Origin of the sequence: Nitratireductor sp. GZWM139 (assembly GCF_030068685.1) — a bacterium.
GTDB lineage: Bacteria > Pseudomonadota > Alphaproteobacteria > Rhizobiales > Rhizobiaceae > Nitratireductor > Nitratireductor aquimarinus.
Genome location: NZ_JAMQML010000003.1, coordinates 33925 through 46955, shown reverse-complemented (window position 1 = coordinate 46955; position 13031 = coordinate 33925). Strand labels below are relative to the sequence as shown.

The following is a 13031-nucleotide window of genomic DNA, read 5'->3' as shown; positions in this document are numbered from 1 at the left end:
ATCAGGTGCTCGCGAAACGGTGCAGGCCAAGCATCCGGTCGATCACGAAGATCAGAAGGACGGTCAGGCCGATCATGATGGAGGAAACGGCAGCCACCGACGGGTCGGGGCTGAATTCGAGCTGGCCGTAGATCTGCACGGGCAGCGTGGTCATGCCGGGCTTGCGCAGGAACAGCGCCAGAACGGCCTCATCGAAGGAGATGTTGAAGGCGAAGAAGGTGCCTGCCGCAAGGCCGGGAAGGCACTGCGGAAGAACCACCAGCCGAAGCCGCTGGAAACGGCTCGCACCCATGGTCTGCGCCGCTTCCTCGAGGAAGGGATTGGATTCCGACAGAACCGCCAGCGTGGTGCGGATGACATAGGGCGTGGTGATGATCGTGTGGCTGACCCACAGGGTGAGCACCGACACCGGCCCGAAGATCGCGCTCCACAGCATCAGCATGCCGATGGCGTAGATGATGGTGGGCAGAACCAGCGGCGACAGAAACAGCGTCGAAAGCAGGCCCGAGAAGGGCAGCTTGCGCCGGTGGAGCGCGATGGCCGCCGCACCGCCCACGAGACAGGAGGTGACGGTGACCAGAAGCGCCACCTGGATGCTGATCCAGGCCGCATTGAGATAGGCGTCGGACGACAGGACCGCCTCGTACCAGCGCAGCGAGAAGCCCGTTGGCGGGAACGAGATGAACTGGCTTTCCGAAACGGACACACCAACGATCACGACCAGCGGGGCGAGAAGGAAGATGCCCGTCAGGACGACGAAGGCGACAGCGCCGATGCGCAGCGGAGTGGAAACGGCTCTAACCATTGGAGCGCCCCGAAAGTCTGGCATAGGGCATCAGGAGAACGATGATGCCGAGGAACAGGATGACAGCCTGGGCTGCGGCGAAGGGCCAGTCGAGCGTCTGCGTGACCGAACGGTAGATGGACGCGGCCAGAACCTGAATGCGGGCGCCGCCCAGAAGGTTCGGCGTGACGAACGAGCTTGCCGAAAGCGTGAAAACCAGAAGCGAACCGGCGACGATGCCCGGCACCGAAAGCGGCAGGACGACCGTGCGCAGGGTCTTCAGGAAGGAACAGCCCATGGTGCGCGCCGCCTCTTCGAGCCGGCTGTCGATGCGGGTGATGACGCCGAGGATCGACAGGGTCATGAAGGGCAGAAGCACCTGCACCATGCCGATGACGATGGCGGTCTCGGTCTGCATCAGGCTGAAATTGCGGCCGACTAGGCCAAGGTCACGCAGGACCTCGGGCACGAGGCCGCTGCGGCTCAGAAGCACCATCCAGCCGAAGGTACGCACGACCACGGAGGTCATCAGCGGCAGGATCACCATGATGACCAGCCAGAGCCGCAGCTTCGGGCTGACATGCGCCATGATATAGGCCATCGGGAAACCGATCAGCGCGCAGATGAGCGTGATGATCGCCGACAGGCGCACGGTGCGCCACAGCACATTGAGATAATAGGGGTCGCTCAGGAAGCGGGTGAAATGGGCCAGGGTCAGCCCGTTCTCGCCCGAGACAGACAGCATCAGCATCTGTGCAATCGGCACGAAGAAGGCGAGCACCAGGAGCAAGAGGCCCGGCAGGATCAGAAGCGAGTTTTCCGCGCGGTCTGTCATGGTCGTCCTTGTTTCAGCTTGCATTGGACCGGTGAAGGCCCAGCGGGTTTGGCCGCGCGAATGTGCAGGCGCAAGGCGCGGCGCCGCAAGGGGATGCGACGCCGCAATTCAAGGTTTCGCCTTGGCGGGCGCCTTAGCGGGCGCCTTAACGGGCGATGGTGCGGTTCCAGGCATCGACCCAGGCCGAACGGTTGGCCTCGATCTTGACCGGGTCAAAACGGATGAGGCCCTTCACACCTTCTTCGCCATAGGCGACGTCGGCGGCGACTTCACCGGCAAGCTCGGTCTTCGCGTTGGTCGGCGAGTAGCGCAGCTTCTCTGCGAAGCAGGCCTGCGCCTCAGGCGAGATCGACATGTCGATCAGCTGGACGGCGAGATCCTGGTTCGGACGGCCTGCCACAAGGTTTGCCGTGATGAAGCTTGCCGGCGTGCCTTCTGCACCCTGGGTGAAGGCGGTCGGCAGACCGGCCTTGCGCAGCGTGTAGGCATAATCGGAAGCGTAGGCCGCGATCCAGGCGTCGTTCTGGGCGAACTCCTGCTGGATTTCCGGCGAGGTGGAAACAACGATTGCGCCATTTTCGAGCAGCTTGGTGACTGCATCGAGACCCGGCTGGATGTTGTCGAGATCGCCACCATTGACCTGGTTGATCATGAGGAAGCCGAGCATGCCGTAACCGTTGGAAATGTCGGTCAGGACGATGTGGTCGGCATAGGCCTCGTTGGAAAGATCCTTCCAGGCGGTCGGCTTGGGATCGGCAGCTTCGTCGTTGTAGAGAAGGCCGATCGCAGCAAGCGAGTAGGCCGGACCTTCACCCTTGGCGAGGTTGGCGCGCGCGAAGTCATAGACATCGGCGGCGTTGGTCAGCTTGGCTTCGTCGATGGGCGACAGGAGGCCTTCTTCGGCAGCCACGATTTCCTGACCACCGGAGAAGTGGATGACATCGAACTGCGGAGCGTTCTTCTGCGCGCGAAGCTGGGCGAAAGCGTCGGCGGAATAGGCCGTCACCACGCGCACCTGAGCGCCGGTCTTTTTCTCGAACGGGGTGAGAATGCATTCACGATGCGCTTCTTCGTAAGCACCGCCGAAGGAGTTGATCGTGAGCGTTTCGGCCTGGGCAAGCGCCGTGCCTGCCATCAGAGCGCCAACGCCGGCGACCGTGATCTTGGAAATCGTCTTCATGGCTGTTCCCTTGCTGTCTTTATGTTTGATCTTCTGGAAATTGGGCAGCCGGCCCCGAGAAGGGCCGGCTGCCGGATCATCAAACGATGCGGCCGATCTCGACCGTCTTCAGGCCTTCCTTGCGGATCAGGCGGCACTGCTCGGCGATTGCGTCGAGCCCTTCGGACATGTTGCCGAAGTAGGTGCACGGGATCCAGCCGGTCGGGCCGAACGTGCGGCCACCAACACCGTAGAACATGCCGATCTCCCAGAACTCGTCCGGATCGATCTTGAAGAAGTTCTTCGGCTGATAGAACCAAAGCATATCACCAGGCTCCGGGAGAACCGTCTGGTTTTCCGGCGGCAGGCTGGTCGGATCGAAGTTGCGGGCCTCTTCCGGCAGACCCATCATGATTTCCGGGCCGGAGAAGATGGCATGGCTGGCAGGAACCTGAATCGGCTTCTCCAGTGCACCCCAGATCGCTTCGCAGGTCTTGGGCGCGGTATCCCAATAAAGAGAAATGATACCCTTTACGTCTGCCTCGACGAATTTCAGATAGATATTCTTGTCAGTCATGAACCTAAACCCGTTTGTTACGCCCATATTTCAAGGCAAGGCCGGGTGCATGTCCAATCGCAATGCGGAATTCTGCCTATAAAGAAATTTTATCGCCAGTCAGATCAGAGCGCGCTTACGCCTGTGACAATCCCGCCGCACGACGCGCCGCCTCTCCGACGTAACGCCAAAACGCCAGATCATGCGGCCGTTTTTCCGCTTCCCACTCGGGATGCCACTGCACGGCGAAGACCGGAGCCTTTGTCCCGGCGGCTGCGACAGCCTCGACAACACCGTCATGTGAACGAACGGCGGCGGAAAGCCCCTCGCCCAGCTCACCAATGCGCTGATAGTGAACGCTGTTGATCTTCAGGGGACCGGAGACGGCGAGCGCCTTCTCATAGGCCGCACCCGGAACCACCTCGGCGTCATGCCCATAGGCGAACATGGCATCGAGATCGACGCCATCAGGCGCATGGTGCGAGAACTCCGGCGTGCCGGCATCACGCTCGTCGACAAGCGTGCCGCCAAAAGCGACATTGATTTCCTGAAGGCCACGGCAGATGCCGAACAGCGGCGTGCCGCCTTCTACCGCTGCATCGATGAGACGCGCGGTTGCGCTGTCACGCGCAGCATCCAGCATGCCGCGCTGCGCATGGGGCGAGCGATAGCGTGCGGGCGAGATGTTGGAATTGCTGCCAGTCAGAAGCAGGGCATCCATTCTGGGCAGGAGTGCTGCAACATCATCCGCATCGAGATTGCTGGGAAGGATGAGAGGCAGCGCGTCCGCGTGCTGCCGCACGGCGTTCAGGTAACGCTCCTTGACGATCTGGGCATTCTCTCCCTCCACCGCGCGGGTGCAGGCGATGACGCCGATGACAGGCAAAGCGGACATGAATTTCTTCCTTTCGGGAACTGGAAAACGGCAAATAGCGGCGAGGCTCATAACGCCCCGGACAACGCTACGAGAATAAGACAGCCGCGAAAAGCTTCTGGACCAAACGACCAGTCCAGAAATAAATCAACCCGCTATTCGGTCGCAGCCGGTTGTTCCGGCAGCCACCCGCCTTCGGGCGTTGGCGCAAGGGCCGGCGTTTCGAACACACCGACAACGCGGTCGCAGATGCCATCGCTCTCGGCCGAAAGCGCCTCGCGCCAGCGGCGCGTCTGCAACATGGCCGCACCGACGGCGACGGGCTCGATATTGCACAGTTTGAGGAGTTTCAGACCGGCGAGAATGGAGCTGCCGGTGCTGATGACATCATCCACCAGAAGCACGCGGCGCCCTTCGATGAGGGGCAGCATGCGGGGGTCCACATAAAGGCGCTTCTGCTGATCGGGGCTGGTGACGGAGCGCAGCGGAACCGAGCGCTCTTCCTCGTACCAGAACTTGCGCGACGTGCTGAGCGGCACATAGCGGCTGTGACCGAGTGCGCGGGCGACCTGCGAGGCGAGCGTCAGACCGAGAGTGGGCAGACCGACGACAACATCCGGTCTGAAGGCGGACGCCTTTTCAGCGAGCGCCTTCGCCAGCGCGTCGGAGACGGAGAAGCTCGCCTGGTTGACGATCAGCGAAGCCAGCGCCCGCTCCCCGCCTGAAAGAACGCGGATCGGGAGTCCGAGCTGACGCCCATCGGGCAGCTCTGCGGGGAAGAACCCCTTATGGCCGCCGCGCGGGGCGCGCTCGTAGGTTCCTGCCGGTTCGAGCTCCTGCCAGAATGCCTGGGGATCGATCTGGAAATCGGAATGCGTCATTGTCTGCCGAAAGGCCCCGCGTTAAGAATGAGCTGTTTTCACCTGGATTTCTGTTCCCGGACAGAGCGTATATCTCCACGCCGGCCGCCTTGTTGCGGAAGGCACCTTTTATCCGGGCAGACGCATAAATGGAAAGGGCGTATTGATGGCTGTTAACGAGGATGTTCGCGCGGAGATGGATTTTCTCGTCGCATTGCGGCGCGATCTGCACGCACATCCCGAGCTGGGCTTCGAGGAAGAGCGGACCAGCCAGATTGTCGCCGAGCATCTGACAGAGACCGGCATGAAGGTGCATCGCGGCCTTGGCGGCACCGGCGTGGTGGGCACGCTGACGGTGGGCAATGGGCCGCGCACGATCGGCCTGCGCGCGGACATGGACGCGCTCGCCATGCCCGAAACCGCCGACCGCCCCTACAAATCGACCGTGCCCGGCAAGATGCATGCCTGCGGGCATGACGGACACACGACGCTGCTTCTGGGCGCGGCGCGCGAACTGGCGCGGACACGCAATTTCTCCGGCACGGTGCACTTCATCTTTCAGCCGGCGGAAGAAGGCCGTGGTGGCGCAAAGCGCATGGTGGAAGACGGCCTGTTCGAGATGTTTCCCTGCGATGCGGTCTATGGCCTGCACAACATGCCCGGCCTCGACACCGACGAGATGGCCGTGGTGGCCGGCCCGCAGCTTGCCTCCTCCGACAGCTGGCAAGTGCGTTTTCGCGGCGTCGGCACCCATGGCGCAAAACCGCATCTGGGCAAGGACCCGGTGACGGCGGGCGGACATTTTCTCGCAAGCCTGCAGACGATTGTCGGCCGCGTGGTGGACCCGTTGCAGCCAGCCGTGGTGAGCGCCTGCTCGGTGCAGGCGGGCGATCCCAATGCGCTCAACGTGATCCCCGATTTCATCGACATTGCAGGAACCGCCCGCGCCTACACGCCGCGTGTGCGCGACCAGCTGGAAGAAGAGATCGGCCGGCTTGCGAATGGTGTTGCTGCGATGTTCGGCATCGAGGCGGAATACCGCTTCATCCGCCGCATTCCGCCCGTGGTGAACAATGCGGATGCGACGGCGCGCGCGCTGGCGGCGGCGCAGGCCGTGTGCGGCGACAAGGTGCGCACCGACTTTCCGCCCTCGACGGCGGGCGACGACTTCGCCTTCTTCTCGCAGGACGTGCCGGGGGCCTATGTGTGGCTCGGCAATGGACCGGCCGTGGATGGCGCGCTGCACCACAACACGGCTTATGACTTCAATGACGGGGCAATCGGCACCGGCGTGAAGTTCTGGACGACGCTGGTGGAGCAGGAACTGGCGGCCTGATTTTTGATGTGGGGCGCGCGCCCCTCATCCGCCTGCCGGCACCTTCTCCCCGCCTGCGGAGAGAAGGAAAGCGCGGATTTTCTCTCGCTCAAAAACCAAGATGCGGCTTCTATGCCCCCTTCTCCCCGTTCACGGGGAGAAGGTGAGGATGAGGGGCGAGCGCCGACTTCTAAAACCTATCCCAGAACCTCGAGAACCGGCGTTTCCAGAACGGCGGGGCGGGCATTGTCGGCAATGCCGAGATCGGTCTGGTGTGGGCCGGCATTGCAGGCGAGCGTCGCGCCGAAACAGGCCTTGAACACCAGATAGGGCGGCTCCCAGTCGACAATGCCGTCCATGGCGGAGCGCAGGGCCGCAAAGCCCGCCGCCACATCGGCCAGCGGCTCATCGGAAACGAGGCCCGACAGGGGCAGCGCCAAAGAGGCGACGATGCGACCGCCCTGCGCAACGGCCATGCCGCCGCCAGCCTCGATCACCCAGTTGGCCGCTGCCGCCACATCTTCCTCATTGCCGCCGAAGACCGTGACGTTGTGGCTGTCATGGGAAACCGTGGTGCAGAACGCGCCACGCCACGCCCCCCAGCCGGTGAGATAGCCCACACGGGGAATCGCCGGCGCGCGGCCATGACGGTGGATGACGCTGATCAGCGTCGCGCCCTCGGGCGGCACGACGAAGCCATCGCGCACCGTTGTTTCGGCCTCGCCCCACTCGGTGAAGCGGGGCCGGTGAATGGTGGCGACGCGGACACGCTCCCCTTCCGCCCGGACGCGAAAATCATCCGGCGTGAAGGCGGGGCATTTGATCGAGCCTTTGAGCGGTGCGGTGGAATGCGCCTTCACCGGGGCGGTCAAAGCGCCATCGCGCGCGACCACAACGCCATTGGCGATGACGGCGGCGGCGCGGAAATTCTCCAGATCGTCAAACAGCGCGATGTCGGCGCGGCGACCGGCGGCGACAAGGCCGAGATCGGGGCGCGCGAGCCGGTGCGCGGCATTGAGCGTTGCGGCCTGAATGGCCCAGCTCGCCGGCATGCCGTAGCGCACCAGGCGGCGCACCACATCGTCAAGCCCGCCTTCGTTCAGAAGCGAGTCGGGAAACACGTCGTCGGTGCACAGCGTGACCGTGGAAGGCAGCCGCCCGAGCGCGTTCAGCGCTTCGACGAATTCCGGCAGGAGGTGGTCGTGCGAGCCGCGCATCTCGATGGCGAGGCCGGCGCGCAGCTTGGCCATCAGATCATCGCCGGAGACGAGTTCGTGATCGGAGCTGACGCCGGCGGCCATGAAGGCGTTGAGGTCTGCGCCTGCGAGGCTGCGGGCGTGGCCGAAGACGGGCTTGCCGCTTTCAAGGCCGGCCTGCACCACATCGCGCATGGGCGCGGTGCGGTCGATGACGCCGCGCATGTTCATGACCTCGGCAACGCCGCCAATGCCAGGACGCGCCAGCATGTCGGCAAGCTCGGCTCCGCCGAAATCGGCGGCGGACATTTCAAAACCCGGTGCTGCGGGAACGCAGGACGGCGCGAGCACGATCATGCGCAGCGGCAGACCGGCTGCCGCCTCCAGCGCCCATGAAACGCCGTCGAGCCCGTGCACATTGGCGAATTCGTGCGGGTCCCACTGAACGGTGGTGACGCCGCGCGGCAGGACGGCCTCTGCATAAGCGGCAGGCGTGATCATGGAGCTTTCCACATGCATGTGCATGTCGATCAGGCCGGGCGTGATGGTGAGCCCTTCCGCCTCGATAATCTCGGCGGCGTCGTCGCGCGCGCCCCGTTCGTGGACGCTGGCGATGAGCGCGCCGACAATGCCGATATCGGCGGGGCGCAGTTCGCCGGTCACCGCATCGAGCAGCGTGCCGCCGCGAATGAGAAGATCAAACGGCGCATCGCCGCGTGCGGCTGCAACGGCGCGGTCGCGCAGGGCGGCATTGTCGAGATCGCGGGGTTCGACGGTCATGAGCGGGCAGCCTCCACGAGGGCGTCGAGCGCCAGCGCGCGAACGCGGGCGGCATCGGCGCGCATGCCCCACAGGGCGTTGGGTTTCACATGCGGGCGCTGGTCGACAATGGTGCGGCCGCGCGTGTGTGCGCCGGCAAGCTCCATTGTCACCTCCGCTTCTTCGAAGACGAAGGCGTCAGGCGCGACGAAGGCGGCGGCGGCGGTGGGATCGTAAAGCGCCATGGCGGGACGGCCGCGCGTGAGCGCGATGTCGACATAAGCGCCAAGAAGATCGGCCAGAACGTCGCCAGGCGGCGTGCCGGCGGCGCGCACGACATCGACATCTTCGGGACCGACGAGTACCTGGCGGCACAGGTCGAGATCGGCGACGCGCAGCGAAATGCCGCTTGCCAGAACGATGGCGACGGCCTCGGGATCAGCGAAGGCGTTGAACTCGGCGGACGCCGTGTGATTGCCGCGCGTTGCGCCGCCGCCCATCCAGGTCACGCTCTCAATCTTTGAAAGCAGATCCGGGCGGGCGAGCGACAGGATCGCGATGTTGGTGAGCGGCCCGAGCGCCAGGATCTCGCCCGGCGCATCAAGCCCTTCAAGCCATGCAGTCAGGGCCGCAAGCGCATCGGTGCGCGGCAGCGCCTCGGCTTGAGGAAGGCTGCGCCCACGGGTCGGAATGCCGGTGGGGCCGAGAACATGGGCGGGGGTTTCCACCCCGCCCAGGATCGCCCGTTCCGCGCCGGTGTGGATCGGGAACCGCCAGCCAAGCAGCGATGCGGCTCCGGCGGCATTGGCGCGCACCGCATCCATCGGCGCGTTGCCGAACACCAGCGAGACGCCAGCGACCGGCTTCGACGAGGCGGCGACCATCATCACCGCCAGAATGTCGTCGAAGCCCATATCCGTGTCGATCCAGACCAAGGCGGACACTCCCTTTCTACATGCGTTCGAGAACGGCAGCGCGTTCCGGCGGCAGGTCGAAGGCGACCCGGCTGCCCGGCTCGAAAGCGGGTGCGGCGGCATCCATCTCGGCCTTGATGGGGCCGAGCGGGCTCTTCAGAAGGTATTCACGCGAGCCGCCGGCAAAGGCAGCGCCAAGCACCTCGCCCTCAAAGCGCCCCTCGCCGAGGGTCACCATGTTGGGACGCCAGGCAAGACCGGATGCGCCGGCGGCGGGCTTTGCGGAAAGCTGCATCGCGCCGGCTTCGGTGCGAATGCCGTCGCCTTCCACCGGGAAGATGTTCTCGAAGCCGACGAAGTCCGCGACGAAGCGGGACTGCGGCCGGTTGTAGACATCCTCGGGCGAACCGACCTGCTCGATTGCGCCTTCCTTCATGACGACGATGCGGTCGGCCAGCGCCAGCGCCTCGTTCTGGTCATGCGTGACGAAGACCATGGTGACGCCGCTCTCGCGCTGAACGCGCTGCAGCTCGGTGCGCATTTCCAGACGCAGGCGCGCATCAAGGTTGGACAGCGGCTCATCGAGCAGCAGAACCTTGGGCTCCATGACCAGCGAGCGGGCAAGCGCAACGCGCTGCTGCTGACCGCCTGAGAGTTCCGCCGGCTTGCGGCTGTGGAACTTGGAAAGTCCGACCATGGCGAGGCCGGCCTCGACCCGCTGGTTGATCTCCACCGTGGGAAGCTTTTTCAGGCGCAGGCCGAAGGCGACGTTCTCGAACACGGTCAGGTGCGGGAACAGCGCGTAGGACTGGAACACCAGACCGACATGACGCTTGTTGGCCGGCACATAGGTGATGTCCGCGCCATCCAGCGTGATCTTGCCGGACGCCGGACGCAGAAGGCCGGTGATGGCGCGCATGGTGGTGGTCTTGCCGCAACCGGAGGGGCCGAGCAGTGCAATCAGCTCGCCCTTGCGGATGGACAGGTTGAGGCTTTCGACCGCGACGGTCTTGCCGTAGGCGAGCGTCAGATTGCTCAGATCGAGATAGGTTTCATCAGACATAGCGGGAGAACCCCAGGAAACGTTCCGCGAGGAAAACGATGGAAATGGAGAGGAAGGCGAGCAGCGCGGCAAGAGCGGCCACCGACGGATCATAGGTGATTTCCATGTACCAGATCATGTCGATGGGCAGCGTGCGCACGCCCGGTCCTGAAAGGAAGAGCGACACCGGCACCTGATTGAAGCTGGTGACGAAGCCCAGAATGAAGGCCGCCAGAATGCCGCTCTGAATGTTGGGCAGCACGATCCGGAAGAAAGTGGCGACCCGCGAAGAGCCGAGGATGACCGCAGCCTCCTCGATGTCGCTGCGCAGATTGTCGAGCGAGGCCGAAACCACGCGCACCGCATAGGGCAGGATCAGCGCCGTGTGGGCGATGAACAGCGCCACGCCGACGCTGACATCAAGCGGGATCACCAGATAGCGCAGCAGCGCCAGACCGACGATGATGCCCGGCACGATGATCGGCGCGGAGACGATGGTGCGGATGGTCTCGCCGAAAGGCAGACGATAGCGCGAGGCGGCATAGGCCACCGGCACGCCAAGCACGAGTGCAGCGAGCGTGCCAAAGATGGCGAGGAACATGGAAAGCGCGAAGCTTGCCCTGAAACTCTCCACCTCGAACACTTTCATCACCCATTTGAGCGACAGGCCCTGTGGCGGGAAGGCGAGCGTTTCGCCGCCCGAAAGGGCCGCCGCGACGATGATGACGAACGGCCCGAGCAGGAAGATGAGGACGAGCGTCAGCGTGACGTAGGACAGAAGGCGGGAGGTCATCGCTTGTTCCTCGCGGTGGCCAGGCGTTTCAGAAGCAGGTTGGCGGAAAAGCTCATGACCATGAGGATCATGGCGATGATGCTTGCCGAGGCGAAGTCATTGGCGACGGTGACGCGCTGATAGAGCAGCGTTTCCAGCATCAGCACCTTGGAGCCACCGAGAATGGCGGGGGTGATGTAGGCCGTGAGCGAGCCGGTGAAGACCAGCGTGCCGCCGATGACGAGCCCTTCCTTGGTCAGCGGAAGGATGACCTTGACGAAGACCTGCAGCCAGTTTGCCCCCAGAACGCGCGCTGCGGGTACGGCATCCTTGGGCATGTTTTCCAGCGCACTGATGAGCGACAGGATCATGAGCGGCAGGAAGAGCTGCAGAAGACCGATGAAGACGGCCGTCTCGGTGAACAGGAACCGGATGGGCGTGTCGGAAAGACCGAGCCAGACAATGGTTTCGTTGACGAAGCCGGTGCGGCCCAGAATGACGATCCAGGCATAGGTGCGGGCGACGGGCGAAATCATCAGCGGCATGACGACGAGGCCGATCATGCGGCCACGCGCGGTGGGCGGCAGCGTGACGATGGAATAGGCCGTGGCATAGCCGATGACCGCCGACACGGCAGTCACGATCGCGCCGAGCTTCAGCGTGCGCCAGAAGACGGTGCGGTTCAGGTCGCTTTCAAAGAAGCTGGCATAGGACGCCAGGGTCCAGCTTCCCTCGGCGCGAAAGCCCTCGGAAAGCAGGATGCCCACGGGAACGAGAAAAACGATCGCCGCGAAGACCGCCGCAGGCAACGCCAGCGCCAGTCCTTCCATCCGATTCTGAAACATGTGTTGGAACCTTGTGTTGGGTTCAGGGGCGGGTCCTCCACCCGCCCCCGGACCATCGCATCAGCGTATCGGCTTACTGGCCGATCTGAGCATTCCACTCCGAGAGCCAGGTCTCGCGGTTGTCGAGGATGACAGCCGGGTCGAGCAGCTGAAGGCTCTCAACGGTCTCGGCGCCATAGGTGAGGTTTTCGGCGATCTCCTCGGAGACCTTCACTTCCGAATTGGCGGGGCTGTCCACCAGCGCCTCGGCAAGCTTGGTCTGGACCTCGGTGGAGAGCCAGAAATCCATGAACTCATAGGCGAGATCTTCGTTCTTCGCGCCCTTGGTCAGGATCATGACGTTCATGCCGCCGGTCTGGCCTTCCTTCGGGGTGGCCCAGGCCATGTCGAAGCCCATCTTGGCGTATGCGCCCCAGGCAAAACGGCCAATGGGTGCTGCCAGGATCTCTTCCTGCTGCATGAGCTGTGCGACCTGCGAGGAACGCTCGTAGAAGGTGACGATGTCGTCCTTGTTCTTGGCGACTTCGGCAATGGCGGCCTTCAGGTCTGCGGAATCGTCACCGATGGCCTTGCCGACCATGTAGAGCGCGGGCGGGCCCTGATTGGTGCTGACATTCGGGAACGCAACGCGGCCCTTCAGCTTGTCCTGGAACAGGTCGGCCCAGCTTTCAATCGTCACCTCGTCGGCGCGGTAGGCGATGGAGGTGGCGTAGAAGGTGTAGCCGACAGCCAGATTGTCGCCGAGCGGGTCCTTGGCGATGTCATAGAGCTTGTCGTAGTTCGACAGGCGGCTGACGTCGATGGACTGGGTGATGCCCTTGCGCGATGCCGAAAGCGCGTCGTGCGTGGACATGACGGCCATGTCGATTTCCGGATCGTCCTTGCGGGCTTCCAGCTTTGCCAGACGCTCCACGGAGTTGCCGGTCTCGACCACCAGCTCACAGCCGCACTGGGCCTCGAACGGATCGTAGACGATCTCCTTGAAGGCGTCCTGGGCGAAACCATAGACGGAGATGACGAGGGTCTTGTCGGCTGCCTGTGCTGCGCCGCTGAGTGCGGCCAGCGCGACGCCGGAGGCCATGAGTTTCTTGAACATGTCTAATCGCTTCCTTCTCTGGTG

Annotated in this window: 13 protein-coding genes; 1 reads left to right on the top strand and 12 read right to left on the bottom strand. The window is 63.8% G+C overall.

All coding sequences use genetic code 11. The features are described 5' to 3' along the window. Position 1: 1 nt before the first annotated feature. The 6 genes from NDI72_RS04355 to NDI72_RS04330 all read right to left on the bottom strand — a co-directional run bounded on the left by NDI72_RS04355 (position 2) and on the right by NDI72_RS04330 (position 5089). The gene (locus NDI72_RS04355; RefSeq protein WP_113153063.1) at positions 2-805 is read right to left on the bottom strand and encodes an ABC transporter permease; all 804 of its coding nucleotides are present in this window, start codon (positions 803-805) and stop codon (positions 2-4) included. After that, positions 798-1619 carry an ABC transporter permease gene (locus tag NDI72_RS04350; RefSeq protein ID WP_113153064.1) on the bottom strand — a complete coding sequence of 274 codons (822 nt, stop codon included), beginning with the start codon at positions 1617-1619 and terminating at the stop codon, positions 798-800. Before NDI72_RS04350 ends, NDI72_RS04355 begins: the two co-directional genes overlap by 8 nt. Before the next feature lie 145 nt (positions 1620-1764). Then, complete coding sequence (locus NDI72_RS04345; protein WP_283799758.1) at positions 1765-2799, bottom strand: ABC transporter substrate-binding protein; 1035 nt, start codon at positions 2797-2799, stop codon at positions 1765-1767. A gap of 79 nt (positions 2800-2878) precedes the next feature. After that, complete coding sequence (locus NDI72_RS04340) at positions 2879-3355, bottom strand: DUF3830 family protein (protein WP_113153066.1); 477 nt, start codon at positions 3353-3355, stop codon at positions 2879-2881. 115 nt (positions 3356-3470) lie between these two features. After that, positions 3471-4229: a gamma-glutamyl-gamma-aminobutyrate hydrolase family protein gene (locus tag NDI72_RS04335; RefSeq protein WP_283799757.1), complete on the bottom strand. Its 759-nt coding sequence runs from the start codon at positions 4227-4229 to the stop codon at positions 3471-3473. Positions 4230-4363: 134 nt separating this feature from the next. Then, on the bottom strand, positions 4364-5089 hold the full coding sequence (locus NDI72_RS04330; RefSeq protein WP_206547893.1) for a phosphoribosyltransferase: 726 nt from the start codon (positions 5087-5089) through the stop codon (positions 4364-4366). A gap of 145 nt (positions 5090-5234) precedes the next feature. Here NDI72_RS04330 and NDI72_RS04325 point away from each other — a divergent pair, with 145 nt between their 5' ends. After that, positions 5235-6404 (top strand): M20 aminoacylase family protein, encoded by a 1170-nt coding sequence (locus tag NDI72_RS04325; protein ID WP_113153068.1) that lies wholly within the window; start codon positions 5235-5237, stop codon positions 6402-6404. Positions 6405-6580: 176 nt separating this feature from the next. On the opposite strand, the gene NDI72_RS04320 is transcribed toward NDI72_RS04325, so the two are convergent. The 6 genes from NDI72_RS04320 to NDI72_RS04295 all read right to left on the bottom strand — a co-directional run bounded on the left by NDI72_RS04320 (position 6581) and on the right by NDI72_RS04295 (position 13007). Beyond that, the gene (locus NDI72_RS04320) at positions 6581-8359 is read right to left on the bottom strand and encodes an adenine deaminase (RefSeq protein WP_283799755.1); all 1779 of its coding nucleotides are present in this window, start codon (positions 8357-8359) and stop codon (positions 6581-6583) included. After that, positions 8356-9273 (bottom strand): nucleoside hydrolase, encoded by a 918-nt coding sequence (locus NDI72_RS04315; protein WP_283799754.1) that lies wholly within the window; start codon positions 9271-9273, stop codon positions 8356-8358. The genes NDI72_RS04320 and NDI72_RS04315 overlap by 4 nt, the downstream gene beginning before the upstream one ends. Positions 9274-9289: 16 nt before the next feature. After that, positions 9290-10315 (bottom strand): ABC transporter ATP-binding protein, encoded by a 1026-nt coding sequence (locus tag NDI72_RS04310; protein WP_206544281.1) that lies wholly within the window; start codon positions 10313-10315, stop codon positions 9290-9292. Further along, positions 10308-11087, bottom strand: a complete 780-nt coding sequence (locus tag NDI72_RS04305) for an ABC transporter permease (protein WP_025030355.1) — start codon at positions 11085-11087, stop codon at positions 10308-10310. Before NDI72_RS04305 ends, NDI72_RS04310 begins: the two co-directional genes overlap by 8 nt. Continuing rightward, positions 11084-11911 carry an ABC transporter permease gene (locus NDI72_RS04300; protein WP_113153071.1) on the bottom strand — a complete coding sequence of 276 codons (828 nt, stop codon included), beginning with the start codon at positions 11909-11911 and terminating at the stop codon, positions 11084-11086. Before NDI72_RS04300 ends, NDI72_RS04305 begins: the two co-directional genes overlap by 4 nt. 73 nt (positions 11912-11984) lie before the next feature. Continuing rightward, positions 11985-13007, bottom strand: coding sequence for a polyamine ABC transporter substrate-binding protein (locus NDI72_RS04295; RefSeq protein WP_206544282.1), 1023 nt, complete (start codon positions 13005-13007; stop codon positions 11985-11987). Positions 13008-13031 lie beyond the last annotated feature (24 nt).

Coding starts and splice junctions, on each gene's coding strand:
- NDI72_RS04305 (WP_025030355.1), bottom strand. CDS start 11,087: ATGACCTCCCGCCTTCTGTCCTACGTCACGCTGACGCTCGTCCTCATC.
- NDI72_RS04345 (WP_283799758.1), bottom strand. CDS start 2,799: ATGAAGACGATTTCCAAGATCACGGTCGCCGGCGTTGGCGCTCTGATG.
- NDI72_RS04335 (WP_283799757.1), bottom strand. CDS start 4,229: ATGTCCGCTTTGCCTGTCATCGGCGTCATCGCCTGCACCCGCGCGGTG.
- NDI72_RS04295 (WP_206544282.1), bottom strand. CDS start 13,007: ATGTTCAAGAAACTCATGGCCTCCGGCGTCGCGCTGGCCGCACTCAGC.
- NDI72_RS04325 (WP_113153068.1), top strand. CDS start 5,235: ATGGCTGTTAACGAGGATGTTCGCGCGGAGATGGATTTTCTCGTCGCA.
- NDI72_RS04355 (WP_113153063.1), bottom strand. CDS start 805: ATGGTTAGAGCCGTTTCCACTCCGCTGCGCATCGGCGCTGTCGCCTTC.
- NDI72_RS04320 (WP_283799755.1), bottom strand. CDS start 8,359: ATGACCGTCGAACCCCGCGATCTCGACAATGCCGCCCTGCGCGACCGC.
- NDI72_RS04350 (WP_113153064.1), bottom strand. CDS start 1,619: ATGACAGACCGCGCGGAAAACTCGCTTCTGATCCTGCCGGGCCTCTTG.
- NDI72_RS04340 (WP_113153066.1), bottom strand. CDS start 3,355: ATGACTGACAAGAATATCTATCTGAAATTCGTCGAGGCAGACGTAAAG.
- NDI72_RS04300 (WP_113153071.1), bottom strand. CDS start 11,911: ATGTTTCAGAATCGGATGGAAGGACTGGCGCTGGCGTTGCCTGCGGCG.
- NDI72_RS04310 (WP_206544281.1), bottom strand. CDS start 10,315: ATGTCTGATGAAACCTATCTCGATCTGAGCAATCTGACGCTCGCCTAC.
- NDI72_RS04330 (WP_206547893.1), bottom strand. CDS start 5,089: ATGACGCATTCCGATTTCCAGATCGATCCCCAGGCATTCTGGCAGGAG.